Below are 20,872 nucleotides of genomic sequence, written 5' to 3' on the forward strand. Positions count from 1 at the left end.
GATAACTGCCCAAGCCGCACTCGCTTCGCGCTGTCTCGTATCCCATGGGCGGCTTCGAGGGGTCGTAGCAACATCGTCAGAGTGAGGTGTTATCGATGGCGTCGAGAGCGGCGGGCGGCACAGCGCCGCACACGCCAAATACCGGCATTGGGCTACTGCCCCTCCGCCGGATGCACAGAAGGTGGCTCTTACGACGCACTGTGGGCGAGGCGATTGGCCGGATGTTCCTGCCTATATCCGAGCTTTTTTGTCCTGGTGTTGTGTCGACCAGGGGGCGAGCACATCGAAGTCGACTTCACGCATGTGTTGTTGTGACTCAATATGTCTCCTCCGGTTGCAACGTTGGCCGGCGTGCGGCGAGCGGTGTGGGTCCGGGAACCTAACGAACCCGGAGTAGGCGGTGCAGTGCACGCGTCATGATGGGCGAGAGCTGCTCATCCGTGAGGTGCGGGAAGGTCGATATTGCCGCAAACGACATGAATGCGGCAGTTACTGCGAACACCTGTTCCGGGGTTGGCGTTTCGCTGTAGATCACCTTGGCGACGCGATCGAAGACGTCTGGCCGACCGTTGGCGGGACTCGGAAGGGCGCTTACAGCGGGATCGGAGACGAGAAACACGATCCGCAGTCTCTGATTGAGCCCAGCGGCCACCAGTGCCGTTATTGTCGCATCCATTCGAGCGGTTCGGGATTTGATAGCGCTAATGGTTTCTAGCGTCGCGAGGAACTGTGACGTCTCGGCCTCAATGATCTCGCTCAGGATGTCGGCCTTCGACGAATAGTGATAGTACAGCGCGGCTCGAGTCAGCCCGAGTTCCGTTGCCACGTCCTGCATGGAAGTCCCGTCATAGCCGTGCTCGGCGAACATCGTGCCGGCAACCTCGAGAATGCGCTGTTTGGCCTGAGCGGTTTGCTCGGAACGAGTGGTGCGGGCGACTCGTGCCACGGTGAATGCTCCCTAATTCCTAGATGGTCTTAGTTACTTTACAGCTCGTACAGCACAAACCGACACCCTGTATGGTAATTGACTATACAGTGTGTATAACGAAAATGGTTCGTGATCTCACGACTTCCTCCCAACAGAACGGGTTCTCCACATGGCTGGTCTTCTCTATCGTCTCGGACGATACGCCGCACGGCGGCGGTGGAGCGTCATCACTGCCTGGATCGTCATTTTCGCGCTGTCCGGTGCCAATTATGCGCTGTTCGCGGGCGCGATCTCGTCCTCGATCACGATTCCGGATACCCCGACGGCGAAGGTGAGCGAACAGCTTGAGGAGCAGTTCCCAGCGGTAAGTGGAGGGACTGGAAGCCTCGTCTTCTCCACCACCGGTGGTCAACCCTTCACCGAGACGCAGAAGGCACAAGCCCACGCCCTGCTTACCGATATTGCTAAATTCTCGGGCATCAAGGCCGCAACGAATCCTTTCGCGATCGAGACGGAACTGGCCGATCATCGCCAGCAGATCATGGACGGGCGTGCACAGCTCGTTGCCGGAAGAGCCGAGCTCGACGCGGCGCAGGGCCAGCTTGATGTTGGCGTGCAGCAGCTCGCCGGCGCGCAAGCGCAACTCGACGCGGCACGCTCCCAAGCGGACGATTCCGCCGACGCTCAGGCGCAATTCGCGCAACAACAGCAACTCCTCGACGCCCGGAGGACGCTCCTGACTGCGCAGCAGGCTGACCTCGACTCTGCCGTTGAGTCCTTGACAGAGCCTGGTATAAAACTCGATCTCGGATCCTCACTTCTCGGAATGTCAAAGAACATTCGTTTTGTCTCAGAGGACGGCACGGCGGCACTTGCGACAGTGCAATTCACCGAGAATGCCTTCGTCGTACCGCCTGAGCTGAAGGCCCAGGTCGTTGCCGCGGCCTCCGATGCCCGCATCCCAGGTGTTAAGGTCACGATATCCAACGAGCTGGTTCAAGGCACACCCAACCTCGTCGGTCCGGGTGAGGCCGTTGGGATCGTCATCGCGGCCATAGTGCTGCTTGTGCTGCTGGGAACGGTATTGGGGGCAGCGCTTCCGCTCATCAGCGCGATGGTCGGACTCGGTGTCGCACTCCTTGCCGGTCTATCGTTCTCGGGGCTCGTCGAGTTCACTTCGATCACCCCACTCCTCGCCGTCATGCTGGGCCTTGCGGTGGGTATCGACTACTCCCTTTTCATCATCAACAGACACAGGTCCCAGCTCAACCGGGGAATACCGCTAGCCGAGTCCATCGGATTGGCCAACGGTACGTCTGGCAACGCCGTCGTCTTCGCCGGGACAACTGTCATCGTCGCGCTCCTGGCCCTGAACATCACCGGCATTCCGTTTCTGGGCCTCATGGGCACGGTGGGCGCTGTCTCCGTCGCGGTCGCTATCCTCGTCGCTATCAGCCTCACTCCCGCGATGCTGTCACTGGCCGGCATACGCATCCTTCGCAAGACGGAGCGAAAGCAAATAAGAGATGCCACCACCATCAAGGCCGCTCCCATGTCGACACGGCGCGCGGTGCTCACCATCGTCGCGGGAGTCGCGCTTCTCGGAGTCGTCGCCCTCCCCGCGCTGACGATGCGGCTTGGCCTCCCCGATGGATCATCAGAAGCGACATCCTCCAGCCCTTACAAGTCCTTCGCCACCATCGCCGACAAGTTCGGGGTCGGCCAGAACGGCCCACTGGTTGTCGTCGCTGATCTCCCGGAAGCAGCCACGGGCTCTGCCTTGCTCCAGCAGCAGGTTGCCATCGCCACAAAGATCGCGGCCCAGAACAACGTGAGTGCCGTCGCTCCCATCGCCACATCGCCAAACGGCACCGCTATCGCCTTCCAAATCATCTCCACCGGCGGCCCATCGAGCGTCGCCACTGAAGATCTCATTCACGACCTTCGCTACCTCTCCCCCGTTGAGACGAAGGATGGCGCAGTTACCCTCGGCGTTGCAGGTACCGCCAGCGCACAGATCGACATCTCCGAGAAACTGAGCGAGGTCCTCCCGATCTACCTCGCCGTGGTCCTAGCGCTGTCCCTGATCATCCTTATCTTCGTCTTCCGCTCGATTCTCGTTCCCATCATCGCGACCGCCGGCTTCGTGCTCTCGCTCGTAGCCACTCTCGGCGCCCTCACGGCCGTGTACCAGTTCGGGTGGCTCAGCGCGCTCTTTGGAGTCCACGACCCCGCCCCGATCCTCAGCTTCCTACCGATACTCGAAATCGGCGTGCTCTTCGGCCTAGCTATGGACTACCAGCTGTTCCTGGTATCCGGGATGAGAGAAGCATACGTGCACGGCTCCTCAGCACAGGAAGCGGTGCAACGCGGCCTCCGCCTGGGCCGGCCTGTAGTCACCGCCGCAGCACTCATCATGATCGCCGTCTTTGCCGGGTTCATCTTCTCGGAGTCAGCGACGATCCGACCGATCGGGTTCGGTTTGGCATTCGGCGTTCTCCTCGATGCCTTTATCGTGCGGATGCTCCTAATCCCCGCCGCCATGCACCTCCTCGGCGACGCCGCCTGGTGGATCCCAAAACGGCTCGACCGACTCTTGCCGAACATCGATGTGGAGGGCGTGTCGCTCCAGCGCCTTGTGATCACAGGCCCAAAACCACCCCACCCAGCCTCCCGACTCTAAAGATCCCGATGTCGACGGCTGCAATTGGTCTCGCCCTAGGAATGATGGTGTTCCACCAGACGGCAAACATCGGCCAAGTCATCGTCATCGTCATGACCGCGCGGGCGCAGGCGTGGAACCACGCTAACCTCACTCAAGTCAGCTCCCTGGCGAGCCTTGGCTACGCCCTGACAGGATTGCAGTCCTCTACCGCCGCATCCCGTATTCCGTCGCAGTACGCGCTCGCGGTAGCGCCGCTCTCGTGGTCGTGGCTGCGGGTGCCATATTCAGCGGCTCCCCTGGATTTCCCGCCGCTGCTGCTATGGCCATGATCGCGGTTCAATCGTTCGATGCAGTGATTTCGGGTCTGAGTCCGACCAAATCAAGACTTATGGACCTGCTTTCACTGCCCTGGCCGACACCGTCGCGCTGGTGTGGCTGCTTTCTTCATAACGGCGCCCGATCACCACACCAGAATATTGTGAGCAGGTGAGCCTGTCTTGTGACAGTTAGCGCTGTGCGCGGCATCTTTTCTAGGCTGGTTGGCCTCTTCTTGGTTCTTCGCAACGTCCCTGCATAGCGCTGAGCTCGTCGGGCCCCGGCGCCCGTCGAAAGGATGCGAACAGGACATCGCCAGGCACAGTACACACGCTGACCAATTCCAAGAGATACGAGGCACGTAGGTTTGCCTCTTTAACCAACCTGGTCGACTCTTGCTTGTTGGCACGGTGAAGGTCCGCGCTTGCACGCGAGGATGGTGCTGCTGTCGCGTTCTGTGTTAAGGCGTCGCTAATTGGCGGGAGCTTCCTCGAACTACCAACGAGTAGTCGCATTGACCGTCTGGGATTTTACTTGTGCCTGCGATGAGGCCGAGGAGTGTGTTGCAACGCGACCGGTGGCGTTTACGGGTGCCGCAACCGGGGAGTCGAGTTCGACTCCCCGCAATCGCGACGGTGTTTGAACTTGGTGGGCACCCCGTCACGTCGAGAGTTTCATCTGCTGACGGACCCACTTCGGTACCGGAGCTCCGCCCTCCTAACTCTCGCCACGCCGTTCAGGTGTCCTGGGGAATTGCAGCAGCGGCTACACCAACGACGGCTCCACCGACGCGGTCTCGGCCAGCAGGGCAACGAAGAGCGGGTGACTGGCCTCGATCCCAGTCACCCGGGTCACAAAGGTAGCCGGCGCTTCGCTTGCGAGAAGCGACTGGAGCTCAACCGACTGCGCGTCATCGAGCACGTCGAATCGAAGTGCTGCACCGTAAGCCCGGACGAGGGCAGCGGGATCACCCCCGGACTCGGCGATTCGCGCGGCGGGAGCGATGAAACGCTCGGTGCGTGAGATCTTGCGTAACGGTTGCCGGCCGATGCGTATACAGGTGTCTGGAAGATCCGGATCCTCGAATCGCTTGATCACTCGTGCGATGTACGCCGCCAGTTCCTCCCGATCGAAGCCGTGGCTGTCCACGAGCAGCCCGGAGTTCGCTGCGACTACCGCGTCGACCTCGGCGCGCACTGAGGGAAGTGCGAGTGCGTCCGCGATGCTCTCGGCCCCGGCGAGGAAGCCGTGGTAGGCCGTCGTGGCGTGGGTGGTGTTCACCGCGAAAAGCTTGCGCTCGATGAAAGGCGTGAGGTTGTCGACGTAATGAGCATCGGGAATCCTCGGCTCTGCACCCGCGAAGGGTGTGCGGTCGATGATCCACTCGAAGTATTCGCCGACGACGACGTCAATCCCGTCCGATGCCTGGCCAGGGACGATGCGGTCGACTGCGGTGTTCGCGAACACCGCCCTGTCGAAGAGAAGCGATGTGTCGATCCCCCCGTCGGTGAGGTGCTCGCGCAGCGTATCGGAAGCACCCATCGCGTTTTCGCAAGCGAGGACCGCGAGTTTCGGAGCATCCGATGCTCGCGCCAAGATTCCCGCATGAAGGATCGGCGCGATAAAGGGCAACACGGTTGCGCCTACCGCACAGGTGACGATGTCGGCTTTAGCGACGGCTCGTGCTGCCGCGTCCGGATCGGTCTGTGAATTGATCCCGGAAATGCCCTCGACGAGGTGAACAACGCCGTTCGGACCGATCTCGCGGACCACGTATTTCGACGCCGCGTTGATCGCGTCAATAAGTTCGGCTGACACGTCGACAAAGGTGACGTCGTAGCCAGCACGCTGCAGGGCGAGTGCGATGAAGCCGCGGCCGATGTTGCCGGCTCCGAAATGGACGGCACGCATTATTCGAGGTTCGCGTGGTTGCGCCACAGCGAGGGCATGTCGAGTTTGTCTTCGCGGACGATCATGAGCGCCACGGTGTCGCCGAGCAGCAGGAGGCATTGCTCGAACAGGCTCGTCATGGGTTGGATCGAGGGGATCTCGTGGGCGAGGTTGAGCTTGGTCTGCACGGGGATGCGGACGAAGTGATCGGCGTAATCGCGCATCGAGCTCTGCGAGTTGGAGCCAATGTGTACGACCCTCGCTCCGTGCTGCTTGGCCCGCGCAGCGATCGCGATCGGGATCGCGCTTTCGCCGCTCCCAGAACCCACGATCAGCACGTCGCGATCAGTGATCGCCGGCTCCGTGATTTGCCCGACAACGACCGTGTCGACGCCGAAGTGCGCAAGTCGCTTTGCGATCGCCTGCAGCGAAAGGAGAACACGCCCTACCCCGACGAAGTACACTCGGTCGGCCATGCGAACTTCTTTCAGCAACGTGTCGACGTCGGCGGCATCGATAGCAGCCATCGTCGCGGAAATTTCGACCGTGATGCCCTGCTGGGCCTGTCCGAACGCGCTCATGCCGCCACCCGCACAGCGCGGTCGAGGCCCTCACGGACGGCAAGGTCGAGCAACCGCTTGTTTTCCGCGAGCGTCGCACCCTTTCGGAACAGGCTCGTGCTCCCCAGCACGAGGTCTCTCGCGCCCGCGGCCACCAGGCCCGGCACGGACTCCAGCGAGACCCGGCCGTCGACCTGCAGGACGGCCTCGGAACCTGTCGTATCAAGGAGCGCGCGGAGCGCGGTGATCTTCTTCAAGGCGTATGGCACCTGCGCCTCGCTCGCATCCGTCGCATAACCAGGATTGATGAGCATCAGGCACACCTTGTCGACTTCCGGCAGGACCCAGTCGAGGACGTTGAGCGGCGTCGCCGGGTTCAGCGCGATGCCCGCCTTGGCGCCGGAGCGCCGGATCACGCGCAAGAGGCGGTCTACATGCCGGGTGCTCTCAAAATGAAACGTCACCGAATCCATCCCGATGCTGAGCATCTCTTGCACGAAGTAGTCGTTGTCGGTCGACATAACGTGGGCGTCCAGGGTCATGCTCGTGACCTCGCGGATGCGTTTGGCCGTCTCCAAGCCAATGGGCATGCTCGGGCTGAACCGTCCGTCGAGGATGTCGACGTGCAGCGTGGTAACCCCGGCTGCTTCTACGCCTTGAATGGTTGATTCGAGATTTGCCAGATCGCCAGTCATGACGGATGCCGAATATTGAACGCTCATGAGCGCTCCCTTCAATAGGGGTCGTCCGCCACTTCGATTCAATTCGTCGGGTTGACAGAACGACTATTGATCGGGAGACTATCACATGAGCGCAGTCGCTCATATGAGAAAACTGAGAAGATGAAGCAGCACAGACGAAGGAGTCTCGATGAATACGGCCAGTGATCCGGTAGCAGAACGCGCTGCCGATGTGCGGCAAGGCGCTCGCCGATGAGCGCCACCCCGACTACCACGAAGCCCTTGGGAGGCGGGGTCCGCGCACGCATCCAGGCCTTCGGCGGCTTCCTCACCGCCATGGTGATCCCTAACGTCGGCGCCTTCATCGCCTGGGGCTTTGTTACCGCCTTGTTCATCCCGACGGGCTGGATGCCGAATGAAGAATTCGCGCAGCTCGTCGGCCCGATGATCAGCTACATGTTGCCGCTGCTCATTGCGTTCACGGGAGGGCGTCTCGTCCACGGCGCCCGCGGCGGCGTGATCGGCGCAGTCGGTACCATCGGCCTCATCGTCGGCGCCGGCATTCCGATGTTCCTTGGCGCGATGATCATGGGCCCGCTGAGCGCCTACCTGCTTAAGCGGGTCGACAGGTTCTTGGAGCCCCGCATGCGCGCCGGCCTTGAGATGCTTGTGAACAACTTCAGCCTCGGCATCCTGGGCTTCGGGCTGTGCCTGCTCTCCTTCGCCGCGATCGGACCCGGAATCGAAGAGCTCAACAAGTTGCTGTTGGCAGGAATCAACGCGCTTGTTGCAACAGGCGTCTTGCCGTTGCTCGCACTCCTCAACGAGCCGGCGAAAGTTCTCTTCCTCAACAACGTCATCGACCAGGGCGTCTACTACCCACTCGGCCTTCAGCAAGCCGCAACCCAGGGCAAGTCCATCTTCTTCATGGTCGCCTCCAACCCTGGTCCCGGACTAGGGCTCCTCACGGCCTTCCTCTTCTTCAGCAAATCGAAGTTGATCCGCCGCAGCACACCCAGCGCGATCCTGATCCACTTCATCGGCGGTATCCACGAGATCTACTTCCCGTACGTCTTGATGAAGCCGCTTACGATCGTCGGGATGATCGCAGGTGCCGCGTCCGGGATCGCAACGTTCTCGCTCTTTGACGTCGGACTCGTTGCTGGGCCGAGCCCGGGGTCGATCGTTTCCTATCTGCTGTTGACCCCCCGTGGCAACTACCTCGGCGTTTTGACGGGCGTACTCGTCGCTGCGATCGTGACGTTCGTCGTGACGGCCGCGATTCTGAAGTTCGATCGGTTTCGTAGTGGCTCGACACTGGACGAGGAGGACGAAGGCCTCGAAGCAGCCCAGAACAAGAGTTCTTCGATGAAGGCGGAGGGTCGGAGCCTTCTCGCCGGCGCCCTCACTCAGACCGACGCACGCCCCACCTCCATCGTGTTCGCGTGCGACGCCGGCATGGGAAGCAGCGCGATGGGTGCCTCGGTATTCCGTAAGCGACTCACCAAAGCGGGCATCACCGGTATCGCGGTAACTCACGCAGCAATCGAAAACATTCCTATCGACACAGGTCTAGCGGTCATCCAGCAAAACCTCGTCGAGAGAGCACGGCGAGTGCACCCGCACCTCACGATCATCCCGATCGCCAACTATCTCGGCGACCCTGCCCTCGACGAACTGCAGGAGAAGCTCGCGGGCACCCCCGCGCCTGAGGCTTCGCAGGATACTCTGAACGGCTGACCTAGCGGTGACCCCGGGCAGGACGTGAAGCACGCACTCACGTCCTGTCCGGCTTTCGTTACCTACGCATATGCGCCGACGCCGCCGGGTCTTCGCGCTCGGAACGCGCATAGGATCACAGCTAGGCTGCTTGTGCCGCTCGGTTTCCGGGCCGAAACCATAAAGCCCACGAACTCCGCGAAGCAAGGACGAGAGATGGTCGAAGAATTCAGCCGCGACACGTTGGCTACCGTCGCTCGTCGTTTCTATCTCGAAGACGTCTCAAAGGTGGAGCTCGCTGCCGAATACGGGATGTCCCGCTTTAAGATCGCACGGATTCTTCAGATCGCGCGCGAGTCCGGCGTTGTTACGATCGAAATTCACAACCGTGACGACCAGCGGCGCTCCCTCGGGGAACGGCTCGCGACCCATCTCGGACTCGATGAGGTCCTTGTCGTCCCGAATGGCGACTCGGACGACGCAGACCGCCAACGCATCGCTTTCGAGTCCGCCCGATACCTCTCCCGAATCACCCGGCCTAACGACACGATCGGTGTCTCGTGGGGACGCACCGTATATGCGCTCACCGAGTACCTTCAGGACCTCCCCCCCTGCACTGTCGTCCAGTTGACGGGAACGGTCGGCAACGACGTCTCCCAGTCGCCCATGGTGGTTCTCCACCGCATCGCTGCCAGGCACCCGCTGTCGACAATCGGAATTTTCGCGCCCCTTTTCACCACGACCCCCATCGCCGCCCAGGTTCTGCGCTCAGAAAAGAGCATTGCCGACGCACTCGCGACCTACGACCGGCTGACCACGGCCGTCCTCGCGATCGGCTCCTGGAATCCTCCGATCACTCAGATCAAGCCGCTTCTCGATCCCGAGGAGCTCGTCGCCCTCGACGCTGAACACGCTGTCGCGGAAGTCGTCGCGAGTTTTCTCGACGCGGACGGGCGAATCATTGATCTACCGTTCAATCAACGACGAATTGCCATCGAGGTCGAACAGTTACGTTCCACACCCCGGGTCATCGCTGCCGCTGGTTCGGTCGCGAAAGTACCCGCGATACACGCTGTCGCCTCGTCGGGGATACTCACCATGCTCGTCACGGATGAAGCAGCCGCGCGTGAGCTCCTCCTGCTTCCGAAGATAACCGCACACACCCGGCCCGCTAACAACTCTCCCCTCGAGCACTCCGCGTAAGGTAGCGGCATGAATCGGCGGCGATCCACGGTTGAAAGGCGGGTGATTTTGTGCTTGAGCCCTGGGCTTTGAACTGCTTTCAAGCGGTTACAGGAACCGTTGTCGGTAATCACTCGTAGGACGGTGAAGCCGTGGCCGGCGAAGAGCGCGGTTGCGTGCTGCACCCTGAGTGGTCCGGGGCTCAGCGCCACGCGACGCGATTGGCTCCCATGGCGATGAAGTTCTTGCCACCTTTCTGCTGGGTCCAGGGGCGCCGATGATGGCGGAGACCACAAACGCGACGTTGCCTGAACCAGACAACGCCGAAGCTATCGAGTACACGCGGAACGCTCAGAAACGTCACCCGGTCATGTCCGCAGAGGAAGAGAGTGACGTCCTCGGCTCGCTGGACGACGGCTACGATTCAACACAGACACCCAGGACTCACAATGAAATACTTCTTAGCGATTCGTATGGGACATTCGACTAGGTAATTGCTGACCATGTCGGGGTTCAGCTTGCTGACACCCTATTTACCCTGGGAAGCGTTCTACGCATCCCGCCTTCCGGTGCGATTTAACAATCCGCCCAACGAAGACGAATAGACGCCGAAAAGACCCCAAACCACGCCGAGCCCGCCCAAGCGCATCCTGAGGACCAGGGCTAACTGATCATCTTTTGCTGGCCATCACCGAATGGCCGGACGGCGATTTTTGCTGCGGTAACGCGCAGGCTCGTATGCATCTTGCGAGCCTCGGCCCGCAGCAGGACCAAACGCCTGATCCATGGGCACACCGTAGCGCTGGGCGAGGACGCCTTTGGCTTGCTCGATAAGCACTCGATCCTCAAGCATCACTTGCATCTGGTCGCGAACGGTGGCGTGCCTTTGGAGCTTCCTGTGCCGCTCAACACTGTTAGCGGCATACAGGGCCATCGCCTCTGCCAGGTCCGCATCTCGGCCACTCAACCCGCCGGGCTCTGCCAAGAACAGATTCAACGCGCCCAACCTCTGCGAGCCAAATCGGATGGGAACAGAGTGAACAGCCCGATAACCGCGGGCCTCCGCGATAGCGCTGAAGGCCGGCCAGGTGCCTCGAGCGTCGGCGATGTCAGGAACTTCGATCGTGGTTCCCGGCCGGTATGCGTCCAGGCAAGGACCCTCGTGGGCGCCGAGCTGTTCCTCTTCCGCATCGGCGGCCCGCTCACTGCTGGACGCAGCAACATGAAGGACTTCACTGCTATCGGACAGGAGGATACCCGCGGCAATAGCAGCCGTGAACGTTGTGCACCCCCGAACCAACACGTCCATCGTGTCGATCACGTCATGGCTCGTTTGCATGGTGTCCGCAATAGCTACGAGCACTTCAACGAAGCTCTCCCCCCTCATTTGCGAACATCTCTACAAGCTACAACGCGCTTCCCCATTCGCGCACCTCCCAGTTCACCCAACCTTGCTCGTCGTGCGCCCGCCTCCCAGGCAGTGGACGCAGCTCGTCGCCACACCCCCATCGTTGTGCGGCGCCGGCAACCTCGACGCCACGAAGTTGATTCGTGCGAAAAATTCCGTAAGTGTCATGTCTCGGAAATCTACAGCTTTCCAAGACACCAGGCTCGTCTGAAACTCGCCGCTCACTCCCCCACAATTCCGGGACGGCCGAACGTCTCGGAAAGTCGTCGCACCCCGGTCGTCATTCGACTATGACCACTGTCTGCCCTGGGTTGACGAGCCGGTCCGAGGTCTCCATCGTCTGAGGGCCGGAGCCCGAAGGACTAATCTCGCTCTACCTGGGTTTGCATCTGTAGCAGTCCGGCCAGCGGCCGAAGCTGGAGCGCTACGGCGACCTGCGCTTCATGGTAGTGAGCTCGGCGCGGTGCTTGGATCGGGCGGAAGGCGTCGAGGCTCAGTTCGGAAGCGGTGCTATATCACCTGCTTGATTGACGCAAACCGGATCGTCGGATGGCACCGTCCACGTCGGTGACACCCAGAGCGTGCGACTGATCCGGTGGCTGTCCGACCTCGGGATCCTAGTCGACACCCCGACACCGCGGCGCTGTCAACGCTCTTCGCCGCTACCTCGGGCAATACCCAGGCCAGCCGCTTCTAGGGGCCGAAGGGGTACGGCCGTACCAGCGGTGCACCGGCGGAGCAGAAGCTGCACTCGCGGCTGCGCAGCGAAGACGAGGCGCGCCGGGTCTGGCAGGTGTCGGAGGCGTTGACCGTGGCTGTCTTCGTCACGGCTCGAGCTCCGCCCTGGTGATCCGCCGGCGCAGGGCACTGTGCTCGCCGACCGCGGGGAGCCGGGCCGCGCCGTCGAGCGGATCGGAGCTGCCGATCCCCACCTGGGCAGCGGGCAGCTCGGCGTGCACACGCTGCTCGAAGGCGCGCGCCAGCGCGGTGGACCGGAACACCCCGCCTATTCCCCGCACTTGCGGCGCCTCGACGGTGTCCTGACCTACTCTGCGCAGCCCGGTCAGGGCAGCGTGGGCGAGTTCTTCGGCGGCCGCGGCGATGATCCCCGCCGCCACGGCGTCGGTCGCGGCGAGCTCTGCCACGCCGGCCGCGTATCGGGCTATCCGCCGCACCCGTTCGTCGTCGGCTTGCAGTTCGATGTAGGCGTCTTCGAGCGCCGGGAAGTCGGCGAGCACCACCTGCACGAGTTCGGTGTCCGGCCCGCGTCCGTCATAGGCGCGCATCACCGCCTCGAGGGCGGCTCGTCCGATCCAGTATCCGCTGCCGGCATCGCCCATGAGATGGCCCCAGCCGTCGATGCGCGCAACGTCGTGCTCGCCCACGGCGAGCGAGACGACCCCGGTACCGGATGCGACGACCACGCCGCACCCGTCGTTGAGGGCGCCGAGATAGGCCGTGATGGAATCGTGCGCCAGAGTCACCGAGTGGGCGCCGAGCGGAGCCGCGTCGGCGAGGAGCGATTGCGCATCCGAAGCCCCGTCGGTGAGTCCGGAGACACCGATGCCGATCGTGGTGGCCGCGCCGCCGCGCCGCGCCGCCTCGGCGAGCACCGCCGAAAGCTGCGGCATCAGCGGCAGGTCGGTGCGGATGCCGGGTTCCGCCCAGTGGCGCATGGTGCCGCCCGCGACGTGGCGAACCTTGATGCCCGACTGGCCGGCATCGATGGCGAGAATACTGCTCATGAGGGGCATACACCTATCGTCTCGTGGATCGTTCGTTGAAGCAGAAACCGTGCGGGAGTCACGGTTAGGTGTACTGACGCGAAAACCGGCCGACCCCGCAGGGCCGGCCGGTTTTCAGGGGGACCTTCGGTTCGCTACTTAGTGAGCGCGGACAGGTCGGGGTTCTCGGCGTACGCCTCTGCAGCGTTGTCCTTGGTCACAATCACCGGGGTCAGCAGGTCGGCCGGCACGATCTTGTTGCCGTTGTCGTAGGACTCGGTGTCGTTGACGGTGGGCTCGTCACCGGCCTGGAGAGCGGTGGCCATGGCGATGGCTTCCTTGACCAGGGCACGGGTGTCCTTGTAAATGGTCGAGTACTGCTCGCCGGACATGATCAGCGGGATCGATGCGGCTTCGGAGTCCTGACCGGTCACGACGGGGAGGACGGCCTGTCCGGCATCCTTCACCGAGGTGATGATGGCGCGGGCGAGGGTGTCGTTCGGCGACAGGACGCCATCGACCGCTTCGGCCTGGTAGGTGCCCTGCATCAGGGTGTCCATGCGGCGCTGAGCGTTCTCCGGCTTCCAGCCGTCAGTGGCCGTCTGGGCGATGTCGGTCTGGCCGGAGACGATCTTCAGGGTGCCATCGTCGATCTTCGGCTGCAGGATGTCCATTGCTCCGTCGAAGAAGACCGCGGAGTTGGAGTCGTCGGCGGAGCCGGAGAAGAGTTCCACGTTGTAGGCGGTCTTGTCCGGGAACTTCGCCGCCATGCCGTCGAGGAGGGCCTGGCCCTGAAGCTGGCCGACCTTGAAGTTGTCGAAGGCGACGTAGTAGTCAACGTCGTCGGTGTTCAGGATGAGACGGTCGTAGGCGATGACGATCGCACCGGCGGCCTTGGCCTCTGCCACCTGGGTGCCGAGCTGCGCGCCGTCCTTCGCGCCCACGATGATGACCTTGGCGCCGTTGGTGACCATGGTCGAGATCTGCTGCTGCTGGTCGGCGACAGCGTTGCTGGCCCCGGCGTACTGCACGTCGCCCTCGAATCCAGCGTCGGCGAGCCCCTCTTCGAACAGGCTGCCGGCCAGAACCCAGTTCTCACTGGTCTTGTCGGGCAGGGCGACACCGATGAGCGAACCGGCGTCGAAGCCGCTGGCGGCTTCCTCCGTGCCGGCCGCGGCACCGCGCCCGGTGTCGGAGGAACAGCCGGTGAGGCCGAGTGCCGCGACTGCCATGATGGCGGTCGTGGCAAAAAGGATCTTCTTCATTGGGATCTCTTTCTTTTCTGTGTGTGGTGCTGTGAGTGGTGCTGCGGGGTGGTGCTGAGTGCCCGCCGAGTGACTCGGCGCGGCAGTTCAGCGTGGAAATGATTCAGCGCGGACGCTAGTTCTTGAGATCGGCCGGAACCGCGGTGTCCGGGGTTCCGCCGCCCGGGGTGACCTGGGACGTTGTGCGCTCTTCGGCCAGAATCTGGCCGCCGCCACCGCCCTTGTTGCGGGTCATCAGTCCGATGATCGACGGGCGTCCCTGCGACTTGTTGAAGACGTCGACGCCCACGGCAATCAGGAGCACGAGGCCCTTGATGATCTGCACGAGGTCGGACGAAATGCCCTTAAGCGCCAGGCCGTTGGAGAGCACGGCCATCACGAGTCCGCCGATGATGGAGCCGGCGACGGTGCCGATACCGCCCGAGACCGCCGCTCCGCCGATGAATACGGCGGCGATCGCGTCGAGCTCCCAGCCGGTGCCGTCGAACGGGCCGGACGCCTGCGATCGGGCGACGAAGATCATGCCGGCCAGCGCGGCCAGCACCGACATGTTCATCATCACGAAGAAGTTGACCCGCTTCGAGTTGACGCCGGAGAGCTCCGCGGCGTGCTTGTTGCCGCCGACCGCGTAGATATGGCGGCCGACGGTGGTGCGGTTCGTGAGGAACGAGTACGCCACGACGAGCAAGGCGAGGATGATGCCCGAGACCGGGAAGCTGGTGCCGACGCGGCCGGTTGCGAACAGGTAGGCGGCCACCAGGACCACTCCGCCGAGCACGATGACCCGCAGGATACTGGTCCAGGCCGGTGCGGATGCCGCACCCATCACCGCGCGGGTGCGGCGTCCACGCACCTCGAGACCGATGAGGATCAGCACGACGACGATGCCGAGGAGCATGGTGAGGTTGTTCACGCCCAGGTTCGGGCCGAACTCGGGCAGGTAGCCCTTGCCGATCACCTGGAAACCGGCTCCGACCGGCACGGTGGCCGAGTCGCCGATGAATTGGTTGCCACCGCGCCAGATGAGCATTCCGGCCAACGTCACGATGAAGGCGGGGACCCCGATATAGGCGACCCAGAAGCCCTGCCAGGCGCCGATGAGCCCGCCGACGATGAGGCCGAGGATTATGGCGGCCCACCACGGGAAGTTCCAGTCCTTCATGGCGAGGGCCACGATGATGCCGGTGAAGGCTGCGACCGAGCCGACCGAGAGGTCGATGTGGCCGGCGATGATCACCATCACCATGCCGATCGCCAGGATCAGGATGTAGGAGTACTGCTGCACGATGTTGATGATGTTGCCGGGCTGGAGGGTCTTACCGCCGGTCCAGATCTGGAAGATAATGATGATCGCGACGAGGGCGCCGAGGATGCCGAACTGCTTGAGCGAACCGCCGCCGCCGAACAGGCTCTTCAGGTCACGGATGTCGAATCCGCCGCGCTTGTCTATACCGGGTGCGCTCATTACGCGACTACTTTCTGTGAGGAGGAGGTCATGCTCCGCATGAGGGTTTCAGGATCGGCCTGGGCGACAGGGAGCTCGTTGGTGATCTTGCCTTCGAAGATCGTGTAGATGCGATCGGAGACACCGAGCAGCTCAGGCAGCTCCGATGAGATCATGATGATTCCGGTGCCCCGCGCGGCGAGGTCGCGGATGATCTGGTAGACCTCGGCCTTGGCGCCCACGTCGATGCCGCGGGTCGGTTCGTCCAGGATCAGCAGGTCGGGATCGGTGAACATCCACTTGGCCAGCACGACTTTTTGCTGGTTTCCCCCGGACAGCTTGGTCACGCCCTCCTCCACGGTGGGGGTCTTGATGCGGAGGCTGGTGCGGTACTGCTCGGAGATCTGTGCCTCTTCGAGTTCGTTCACGACAATGCCGCGGGAGATCTTGCCGAGCTTGGCCGACACGATGGACCGTTTGATGGTGTCGAGCAGGTTGAGGCCCAGCGACTTGCGGTCTTCACTGACGTAGGCGATGCCGTGGCCGATCGCTTCGGCGACAGTGCGGAGCTTGATCTCTTCGCCGTCCTTGAAGACCTGGCCGGAGATGAACTTGCCGTAGGACCGACCGAAGAGGCTCATCGCCAGTTCGGTGCGGCCGGCGCCCATCAGGCCGGCGAATCCGACCACCTCACCGCGGCGCACGGTGAAGCTTGAGTTCTTCACCACCTGGCGCTCGGCCGTGAGCGGGTGCTGCACGGTCCAGTCGCGCACCTCGAAGAAGACCTCGCCGATCGTGGCGGTGTGCTCCGGAAAGCGGTTACCGAGCGTTCGGCCGACCATGCCGCGGATGATGCGGTCTTCGTCGACCCCGTCAGCTACCACGTCGAGGGTTTCGATCGACTTGCCATCGCGGATGATGGTGATCTGGTCGGCGATCTGCTCGATCTCGTTGAGCTTGTGCGAGATCATGATCGACGAGATGCCCTTGCCCTTGAGGCCGCGGATCAGGTCGAGCAGGTGCTGCGAGTCGCTCTCGTTGAGGGCGGCGGTGGGTTCGTCCAAGATGAGCAGCTTCACGTTCTTGTTCAGCGCCTTGGCGATCTCCACCAGCTGCTGCTTGCCCACACCGATGTTCTTCACCTGGGTGTCCGGGTCGTCGTCAAGCCCGACCCGAGCGAGCAATTCGATCGCCCGGCGCTGCGCGTCCACCCAGTTGATGATCCCGCGGCGGCCTGGCTCGTTGCCGAGGAAGATGTTCTCGGTGATCGAGAGCTCGGGGATGAGTGCGAGTTCCTGGTGGATGATGACGATGCCGGCGGCCTCGCTCTGCTTGATGTCGCGGAAGCGCACCACGGAGCCCTCGTAGACGATGTCGCCGTCATATGTGCCGAAGGGGTAGACGCCCGAGAGCACTTTCATCAGGGTGGACTTGCCGGCACCGTTCTCGCCGCAGATCGCGTGGATCTCCTCGGCTCGTACGGTGAGTGACACCTTGTCGAGCGCTTTGACGCCCGGGAACTCCTTGGTGATGGACTGCATCTCCAGGATGGTGGGGTGCGCGCTGTGAGCCGTCTCCACGTCTGACCTCCTCGTCTAACTGGGCCGGCTTGGCGACCCTGGTCTGACGGTAGACCTCCAATCCCTTATCGTCAACTTGTTAACGCAAGAATTTGGCAACGATCAGCTAACGGCGGTTTTGATCCCCGCTTGCTGCAGCACGAGAGCCGCCCCGCCGAGGGCTTCGGCCCGCTCCCCCAAGGATGACATCACCAGATCGGTGGTCTCCATGATCATCGGCACGGCGTAGCGCTTGAGCGCGCTGCGGATCGGACCGAGCAGCATTTCACCCAACCCCGTCAGCGGCCCGCCCACGATGATGGTGTGCGGGTTGATGAGGTTGGTGATCGCCGCTATCGATCGACCGACGGCCAGGCCGGCCTCTTCGACCACGCGGATAGCCCGCTCGTCGCCCTCGAGGGCCATCCGCACGATATCCCGGGTGCGAACCGGACGGTCGAGGGTGCGTGAGAGCAGTTCGATCATGATCGTGGTGGACGCCACGGTCTCAAGGCAACCACGGTTTCCGCAGCGGCACAGCAGTCCATGTTCGTAAATGGGAGTGTGACCGATTTCCCCGGTCAGCCCGATATTTCCGGAGTAGGGCACGCCATTGAGGATGAGCCCGGCACCGATTCCGGTGCCCACCTTGACGAAGACGACGGTGGGGGTTCCGGCGTGCGAGCCCCAGGTGACCTCGGCGAGCACGCCAAGGTTCGCATCGTTCTCCAGGTACACCGGCAGTTCGAAGATCTCCTCGACCATGCCCACCGTCACGCCCACCCATTCGGGCAGGATAGCGCCGTCGACCACGGTCCCGGTGCGCCGGTCGATGGGACCGGGCACGCCGACGCCGACGCCGAGCACCGACGAACGCGGCACCCTCGCGTGGTTCAGGGTCGAGGTGAGCAGGTTGGCCGCAATGTCGAGCGCTTCGGCGGCCGTATACCCGGCCGGGATCTCGACCTCTTTTTCGGCGATCACCCGGTAGTCGAGCGTGGCCACGATGATGCGTACGTGGCGGCGCCCGAAATCGATGCCCACCGAGACCGCGCCGTCGGTCGATGACAGGCTCACCAGTTGTGCGCGCCGTCCTGAGCTGGTTGTCGGCGAGGTCGCGACCAGACCGAGCTCAACGAGCACCTTGACAATGTTTGAGACTGTCGCGGTAGAAAGACCGGTGGTGCGCGCAATATCGGCCTGCGTCGTTGGCCCTCCGGACACCGTGGAGAGAATTCGTCGCTGGTTGGAGAGCCTCAGGGCGCTCTGCGACCCTGGCTTGCTTCGTTCGCGCACCGGCATGTATTCAAGAGTGGCGCAAAGCAATCACGCCGTCAACAATTGAATACAAACAAGCGGTCCAACGAAGCCGTGTCCACGAAGCCACTGGCGCGAGCTGAGCGGCACCCATTCGCCGACCGGATCCGCCTGCCGGTACGGGAAACCGGATCGACCCCAACCTGTGGCGACCTCTGATCATGAACATCCGGCGCTTCTACGGCCTCGGCCCGGAAGTTCACCAATCTCGCCTCGCTGATACAAGCCCATGGGGCGGAGAAGGTTAGGGGATATTGGCAGGCGGATCGGTCTGATTCGCTGGACCCAAATCGGCGAGGCTTGCGTGCCGGAGATGGTGGCGGGCGTCGTTGTCAAACACGCGGACGGGGTCTGGCACCTCGATTCGAGTGGCGAGACTCGTGCACTGAATGAGTCCGACTGGACTATGTACGAGCCCAAACGCACCCCGTTCGCCTGGGGTGCCATGGGGCAGGCCGCACCCGACGATAGATAAGTCCGGTAGGGATCCCCTCGCGGACGGCTACTCCTTCCCTGAAAAGTGCTGCTTGCGGCCATTCAGCGCCAGGAGAATCTTGCCTTGGGGATCAATCAACGCATTCTTGCGGAACCTGATTTGCGTTCATCCTGCAATATTGGAGCAACGACGCGAATTCTCGCCGCAGCGGCGCATGTAAGCATTCGACCATCTCCAGCACTATTTTCCCGCCCGCTCGGACCTCCTGCAGGCCGTGCTAAAGCGCGTGCTTCACCGATCCTTGGCGTGAATGCGGGAAACCACCGGGATTGACCTGGACGCCGGCAGCAATGGCCCGTGTCACACACTGCCAGTAACAGGCTCGACGCCGCCATCATGCAACAGCAAACCGATCCCACCGTCGTGCGCCTGTACGTGGAAATATGGGCGATGGCCGCTTAGGGCGAAGAGATCGCCGCGGTGCTCCGGGAGTTCTACAGCGAGTAGGCATCTGCTCAACTTGGGGCCTTGAACATGTTCAGCATCCACGTGGGTGACCTGGCCCCCACCGATGTCGCTGATGCACAGACCTTGGCCGACGTTGGCACCATTGGGCTACTGCAGGAGCGAGGAGCAGAGAGAAGGGACTCATCGCGGCACAGTTGCAACACGCCCTTAACTCCCGAATTCTGATCGAGCACGCGAAGGGCGTTGTAGTAGAAAGCGCTGAGCCAGCCATGGACGAAGCATTCGTGGCTTTGCGGAAAACATGCGCGCCACCACAGGCTCACCCTCATCACCGTGGCCACCGCGGTTATCGACCGCAGCATCGGGCCGAAAGGCGAAGCCGGCTCACACGTCAGAATCCTGCACGGCGAAATGGTTGTGTCCCTGATGACGACAAGAACTGACTCATGGGCATTCTCCGCCGTAGGGTCTAACGGACCTCGCACGGCTTGCATCGGCCATCTCGCTCGCCGGGCAATTAGCCTCGAGAATATTGGGAGAGCTCCGGTCCCGGATGAAGCACCGCGTTGACGACAGCACGGATAGCGAACTCACTGGCCTCGGCGAGCTCGATCTCCTGCGGGTGCAGGAGCCATTGCAGTTGTAACCCGTCCATTACGGCCAGAATACTGGCTGAGGCAGGACCAATCATCGCAGTCTCCGTGACGCCCTCCTGCAAGCACAACACTTGAAAGGCGTCGGCGACTTGGCCTCGTAGCGTCGAATACCGACTCTCGAAGTAGGGGCGTGCCGGGTGATCATCGGTGACGGACTCGGCCGAAAGTACTGTGTAGACCTGCACCACACCAGCGCGGCGCGAGTTCACGAGGGCCGTGCGCACCAGGTGCAAGAACAGGTCCGGCCCTCCTGGGATGTGCTGCTCGTCGAGATCGGCGACGTCTGTGTGGTCGCGGTAGGTGAGCATCTCAAGCAGCAAATTTTGCTTGGACCCGAAGTGATGAAGCACTCCGGCGTGGGTTAGATCCACCTGGTCGGCTATGTCGGCAAGGGTGCCGTTCGCGTAGCCCTTATTGCCGAAGATGTCGATGGCAGCGTCGAGGATCCTCTTGCGCTTACGCAGCGTCGCTGGGCGAGTGCGCGGCGAGATGCTCTGGACGTCGTGTGTCACGGTGCCCCCTTCAGCGGCGACGATGAAGTCTGAATTGTTACTTGTCATTATTACCTACCTGTTGGTAGCCTACGCAGAAGATCACTTACCAGCAAGTAAGTAATTGCGAAGAGCGCACCGATGACGGTGCTGCATCACAAAGGA

The 20,872-nt window shown here is 62.4% G+C and carries 17 protein-coding genes; 5 read left to right on the forward strand and 12 right to left on the reverse strand.

Features of this window, described 5'->3' with window-relative positions:
- Window positions 1-379: 379 nt before the first annotated feature.
- On the reverse strand, window positions 380-946 hold the full coding sequence (locus C3B61_RS15470) for a TetR/AcrR family transcriptional regulator (protein WP_103461471.1): 567 nt from the start codon (window positions 944-946) through the stop codon (window positions 380-382).
- Window positions 947-1,097: 151 nt separating this feature from the next.
- On the opposite strand from C3B61_RS15470, the gene C3B61_RS15475 reads away from it, so the two are divergent.
- Together C3B61_RS15475 and C3B61_RS15480 are read left to right on the forward strand one after the other, a co-directional pair.
- Complete coding sequence (locus C3B61_RS15475) at window positions 1,098-3,611, forward strand: MMPL family transporter (protein ID WP_103461472.1); 2,514 nt, start codon at window positions 1,098-1,100, stop codon at window positions 3,609-3,611.
- Between the two features lie 8 nt (window positions 3,612-3,619).
- Window positions 3,620-3,922 (forward strand): hypothetical protein, encoded by a 303-nt coding sequence (locus C3B61_RS15480; RefSeq protein WP_133160336.1) that lies wholly within the window; start codon window positions 3,620-3,622, stop codon window positions 3,920-3,922.
- A gap of 751 nt (window positions 3,923-4,673) precedes the next feature.
- Here the strand turns inward: C3B61_RS15480 and C3B61_RS15485 are convergent.
- From C3B61_RS15485 to C3B61_RS15495, 3 genes are read right to left on the reverse strand one after another with little or no spacing between them, the layout of a single operon-like run.
- Window positions 4,674-5,819 carry a mannitol-1-phosphate 5-dehydrogenase gene (locus C3B61_RS15485; protein ID WP_103461474.1) on the reverse strand — a complete coding sequence of 382 codons (1,146 nt, stop codon included), beginning with the start codon at window positions 5,817-5,819 and terminating at the stop codon, window positions 4,674-4,676.
- The gene (hxlB, locus tag C3B61_RS15490; RefSeq protein ID WP_103461475.1) at window positions 5,819-6,379 is read right to left on the reverse strand and encodes a 6-phospho-3-hexuloisomerase; all 561 of its coding nucleotides are present in this window, start codon (window positions 6,377-6,379) and stop codon (window positions 5,819-5,821) included. Before hxlB ends, C3B61_RS15485 begins: the two co-directional genes overlap by 1 nt.
- Window positions 6,376-7,080 carry a ribulose-phosphate 3-epimerase gene (locus tag C3B61_RS15495; RefSeq protein WP_198416805.1) on the reverse strand — a complete coding sequence of 235 codons (705 nt, stop codon included), beginning with the start codon at window positions 7,078-7,080 and terminating at the stop codon, window positions 6,376-6,378. The genes hxlB and C3B61_RS15495 overlap by 4 nt, the downstream gene beginning before the upstream one ends.
- A gap of 210 nt (window positions 7,081-7,290) precedes the next feature.
- Here C3B61_RS15495 and C3B61_RS15500 point away from each other — a divergent pair, with 210 nt between their 5' ends.
- Both C3B61_RS15500 and C3B61_RS15505 read left to right on the forward strand, forming a co-directional pair.
- On the forward strand, window positions 7,291-8,778 hold the full coding sequence (locus C3B61_RS15500; RefSeq protein ID WP_103461476.1) for a PTS mannitol transporter subunit IIBC: 1,488 nt from the start codon (window positions 7,291-7,293) through the stop codon (window positions 8,776-8,778).
- Window positions 8,779-8,973: 195 nt separating this feature from the next.
- Complete coding sequence (locus tag C3B61_RS15505; protein WP_103461477.1) at window positions 8,974-9,960, forward strand: sugar-binding transcriptional regulator; 987 nt, start codon at window positions 8,974-8,976, stop codon at window positions 9,958-9,960.
- Window positions 9,961-10,627: 667 nt separating this feature from the next.
- Here the strand turns inward: C3B61_RS15505 and C3B61_RS15515 are convergent.
- From C3B61_RS15515 to C3B61_RS15540, 7 genes are all read right to left on the reverse strand, one after another.
- On the reverse strand, window positions 10,628-11,260 hold the full coding sequence (locus C3B61_RS15515) for a GAF and ANTAR domain-containing protein (protein WP_165791196.1): 633 nt from the start codon (window positions 11,258-11,260) through the stop codon (window positions 10,628-10,630).
- Window positions 11,261-12,040: 780 nt separating this feature from the next.
- Window positions 12,041-12,175, reverse strand: coding sequence for a hypothetical protein (locus C3B61_RS20185; protein ID WP_279628318.1), 135 nt, complete (start codon window positions 12,173-12,175; stop codon window positions 12,041-12,043).
- A complete protein-coding gene (locus tag C3B61_RS15520) occupies window positions 12,172-13,092 on the reverse strand; it encodes a BadF/BadG/BcrA/BcrD ATPase family protein (protein ID WP_165791197.1) in 921 nt (306 codons plus the stop codon). Before C3B61_RS15520 ends, C3B61_RS20185 begins: the two co-directional genes overlap by 4 nt.
- A gap of 134 nt (window positions 13,093-13,226) precedes the next feature.
- Window positions 13,227-14,336: a substrate-binding domain-containing protein gene (locus tag C3B61_RS15525; protein ID WP_103461481.1), complete on the reverse strand. Its 1,110-nt coding sequence runs from the start codon at window positions 14,334-14,336 to the stop codon at window positions 13,227-13,229.
- 115 nt (window positions 14,337-14,451) lie between these two features.
- Window positions 14,452-15,762: a multiple monosaccharide ABC transporter permease gene (gene mmsB, locus C3B61_RS15530; RefSeq protein ID WP_103461839.1), complete on the reverse strand. Its 1,311-nt coding sequence runs from the start codon at window positions 15,760-15,762 to the stop codon at window positions 14,452-14,454.
- Window positions 15,763-15,800: 38 nt separating this feature from the next.
- Window positions 15,801-17,321, reverse strand: coding sequence for a multiple monosaccharide ABC transporter ATP-binding protein (gene mmsA, locus C3B61_RS15535; protein WP_103461840.1), 1,521 nt, complete (start codon window positions 17,319-17,321; stop codon window positions 15,801-15,803).
- Window positions 17,322-17,462: 141 nt separating this feature from the next.
- On the reverse strand, window positions 17,463-18,641 hold the full coding sequence (locus C3B61_RS15540; protein WP_103461482.1) for an ROK family transcriptional regulator: 1,179 nt from the start codon (window positions 18,639-18,641) through the stop codon (window positions 17,463-17,465).
- Window positions 18,642-19,754: 1,113 nt separating this feature from the next.
- Here C3B61_RS15540 and C3B61_RS20340 point away from each other — a divergent pair.
- The gene (locus C3B61_RS20340) at window positions 19,755-20,003 is read left to right on the forward strand and encodes an ANTAR domain-containing protein (protein WP_165791198.1); all 249 of its coding nucleotides are present in this window, start codon (window positions 19,755-19,757) and stop codon (window positions 20,001-20,003) included.
- Window positions 20,004-20,077: 74 nt separating this feature from the next.
- Here C3B61_RS20340 and C3B61_RS15550 read toward each other — a convergent pair whose 3' ends face one another.
- Window positions 20,078-20,776, reverse strand: coding sequence for a TetR/AcrR family transcriptional regulator (locus C3B61_RS15550; protein ID WP_103461484.1), 699 nt, complete (start codon window positions 20,774-20,776; stop codon window positions 20,078-20,080).
- Window positions 20,777-20,872: the final 96 nt, after the last annotated feature.

Source organism: Cryobacterium zongtaii (assembly GCF_002909375.1).
Classification (GTDB): Bacteria; Actinomycetota; Actinomycetes; order Actinomycetales; family Microbacteriaceae; genus Cryobacterium; species Cryobacterium zongtaii.

Excerpts from the sequence above, each read along its gene's own strand:
- C3B61_RS15505 (WP_103461477.1), top strand. The coding sequence starts at position 8,974 with ATGGTCGAAGAATTCAGCCGCGACACGTTGGCTACCGTCGCTCGTCGT.
- C3B61_RS15525 (WP_103461481.1), bottom strand. The coding sequence starts at position 14,336 with ATGAAGAAGATCCTTTTTGCCACGACCGCCATCATGGCAGTCGCGGCA.
- C3B61_RS15520 (WP_165791197.1), bottom strand. The coding sequence starts at position 13,092 with ATGAGCAGTATTCTCGCCATCGATGCCGGCCAGTCGGGCATCAAGGTT.
- C3B61_RS15475 (WP_103461472.1), top strand. The coding sequence starts at position 1,098 with ATGGCTGGTCTTCTCTATCGTCTCGGACGATACGCCGCACGGCGGCGG.
- C3B61_RS15480 (WP_133160336.1), top strand. The coding sequence starts at position 3,620 with ATGTCGACGGCTGCAATTGGTCTCGCCCTAGGAATGATGGTGTTCCAC.
- C3B61_RS15550 (WP_103461484.1), bottom strand. The coding sequence starts at position 20,776 with ATGACAAGTAACAATTCAGACTTCATCGTCGCCGCTGAAGGGGGCACC.
- hxlB (WP_103461475.1), bottom strand. The coding sequence starts at position 6,379 with ATGAGCGCGTTCGGACAGGCCCAGCAGGGCATCACGGTCGAAATTTCC.
- mmsA (WP_103461840.1), bottom strand. The coding sequence starts at position 17,321 with ATGCAGTCCATCACCAAGGAGTTCCCGGGCGTCAAAGCGCTCGACAAG.
- C3B61_RS15495 (WP_198416805.1), bottom strand. The coding sequence starts at position 7,080 with ATGAGCGTTCAATATTCGGCATCCGTCATGACTGGCGATCTGGCAAAT.
- C3B61_RS15540 (WP_103461482.1), bottom strand. The coding sequence starts at position 18,641 with ATGCCGGTGCGCGAACGAAGCAAGCCAGGGTCGCAGAGCGCCCTGAGG.
- C3B61_RS15500 (WP_103461476.1), top strand. The coding sequence starts at position 7,291 with ATGAGCGCCACCCCGACTACCACGAAGCCCTTGGGAGGCGGGGTCCGC.
- C3B61_RS15485 (WP_103461474.1), bottom strand. The coding sequence starts at position 5,819 with ATGCGTGCCGTCCATTTCGGAGCCGGCAACATCGGCCGCGGCTTCATC.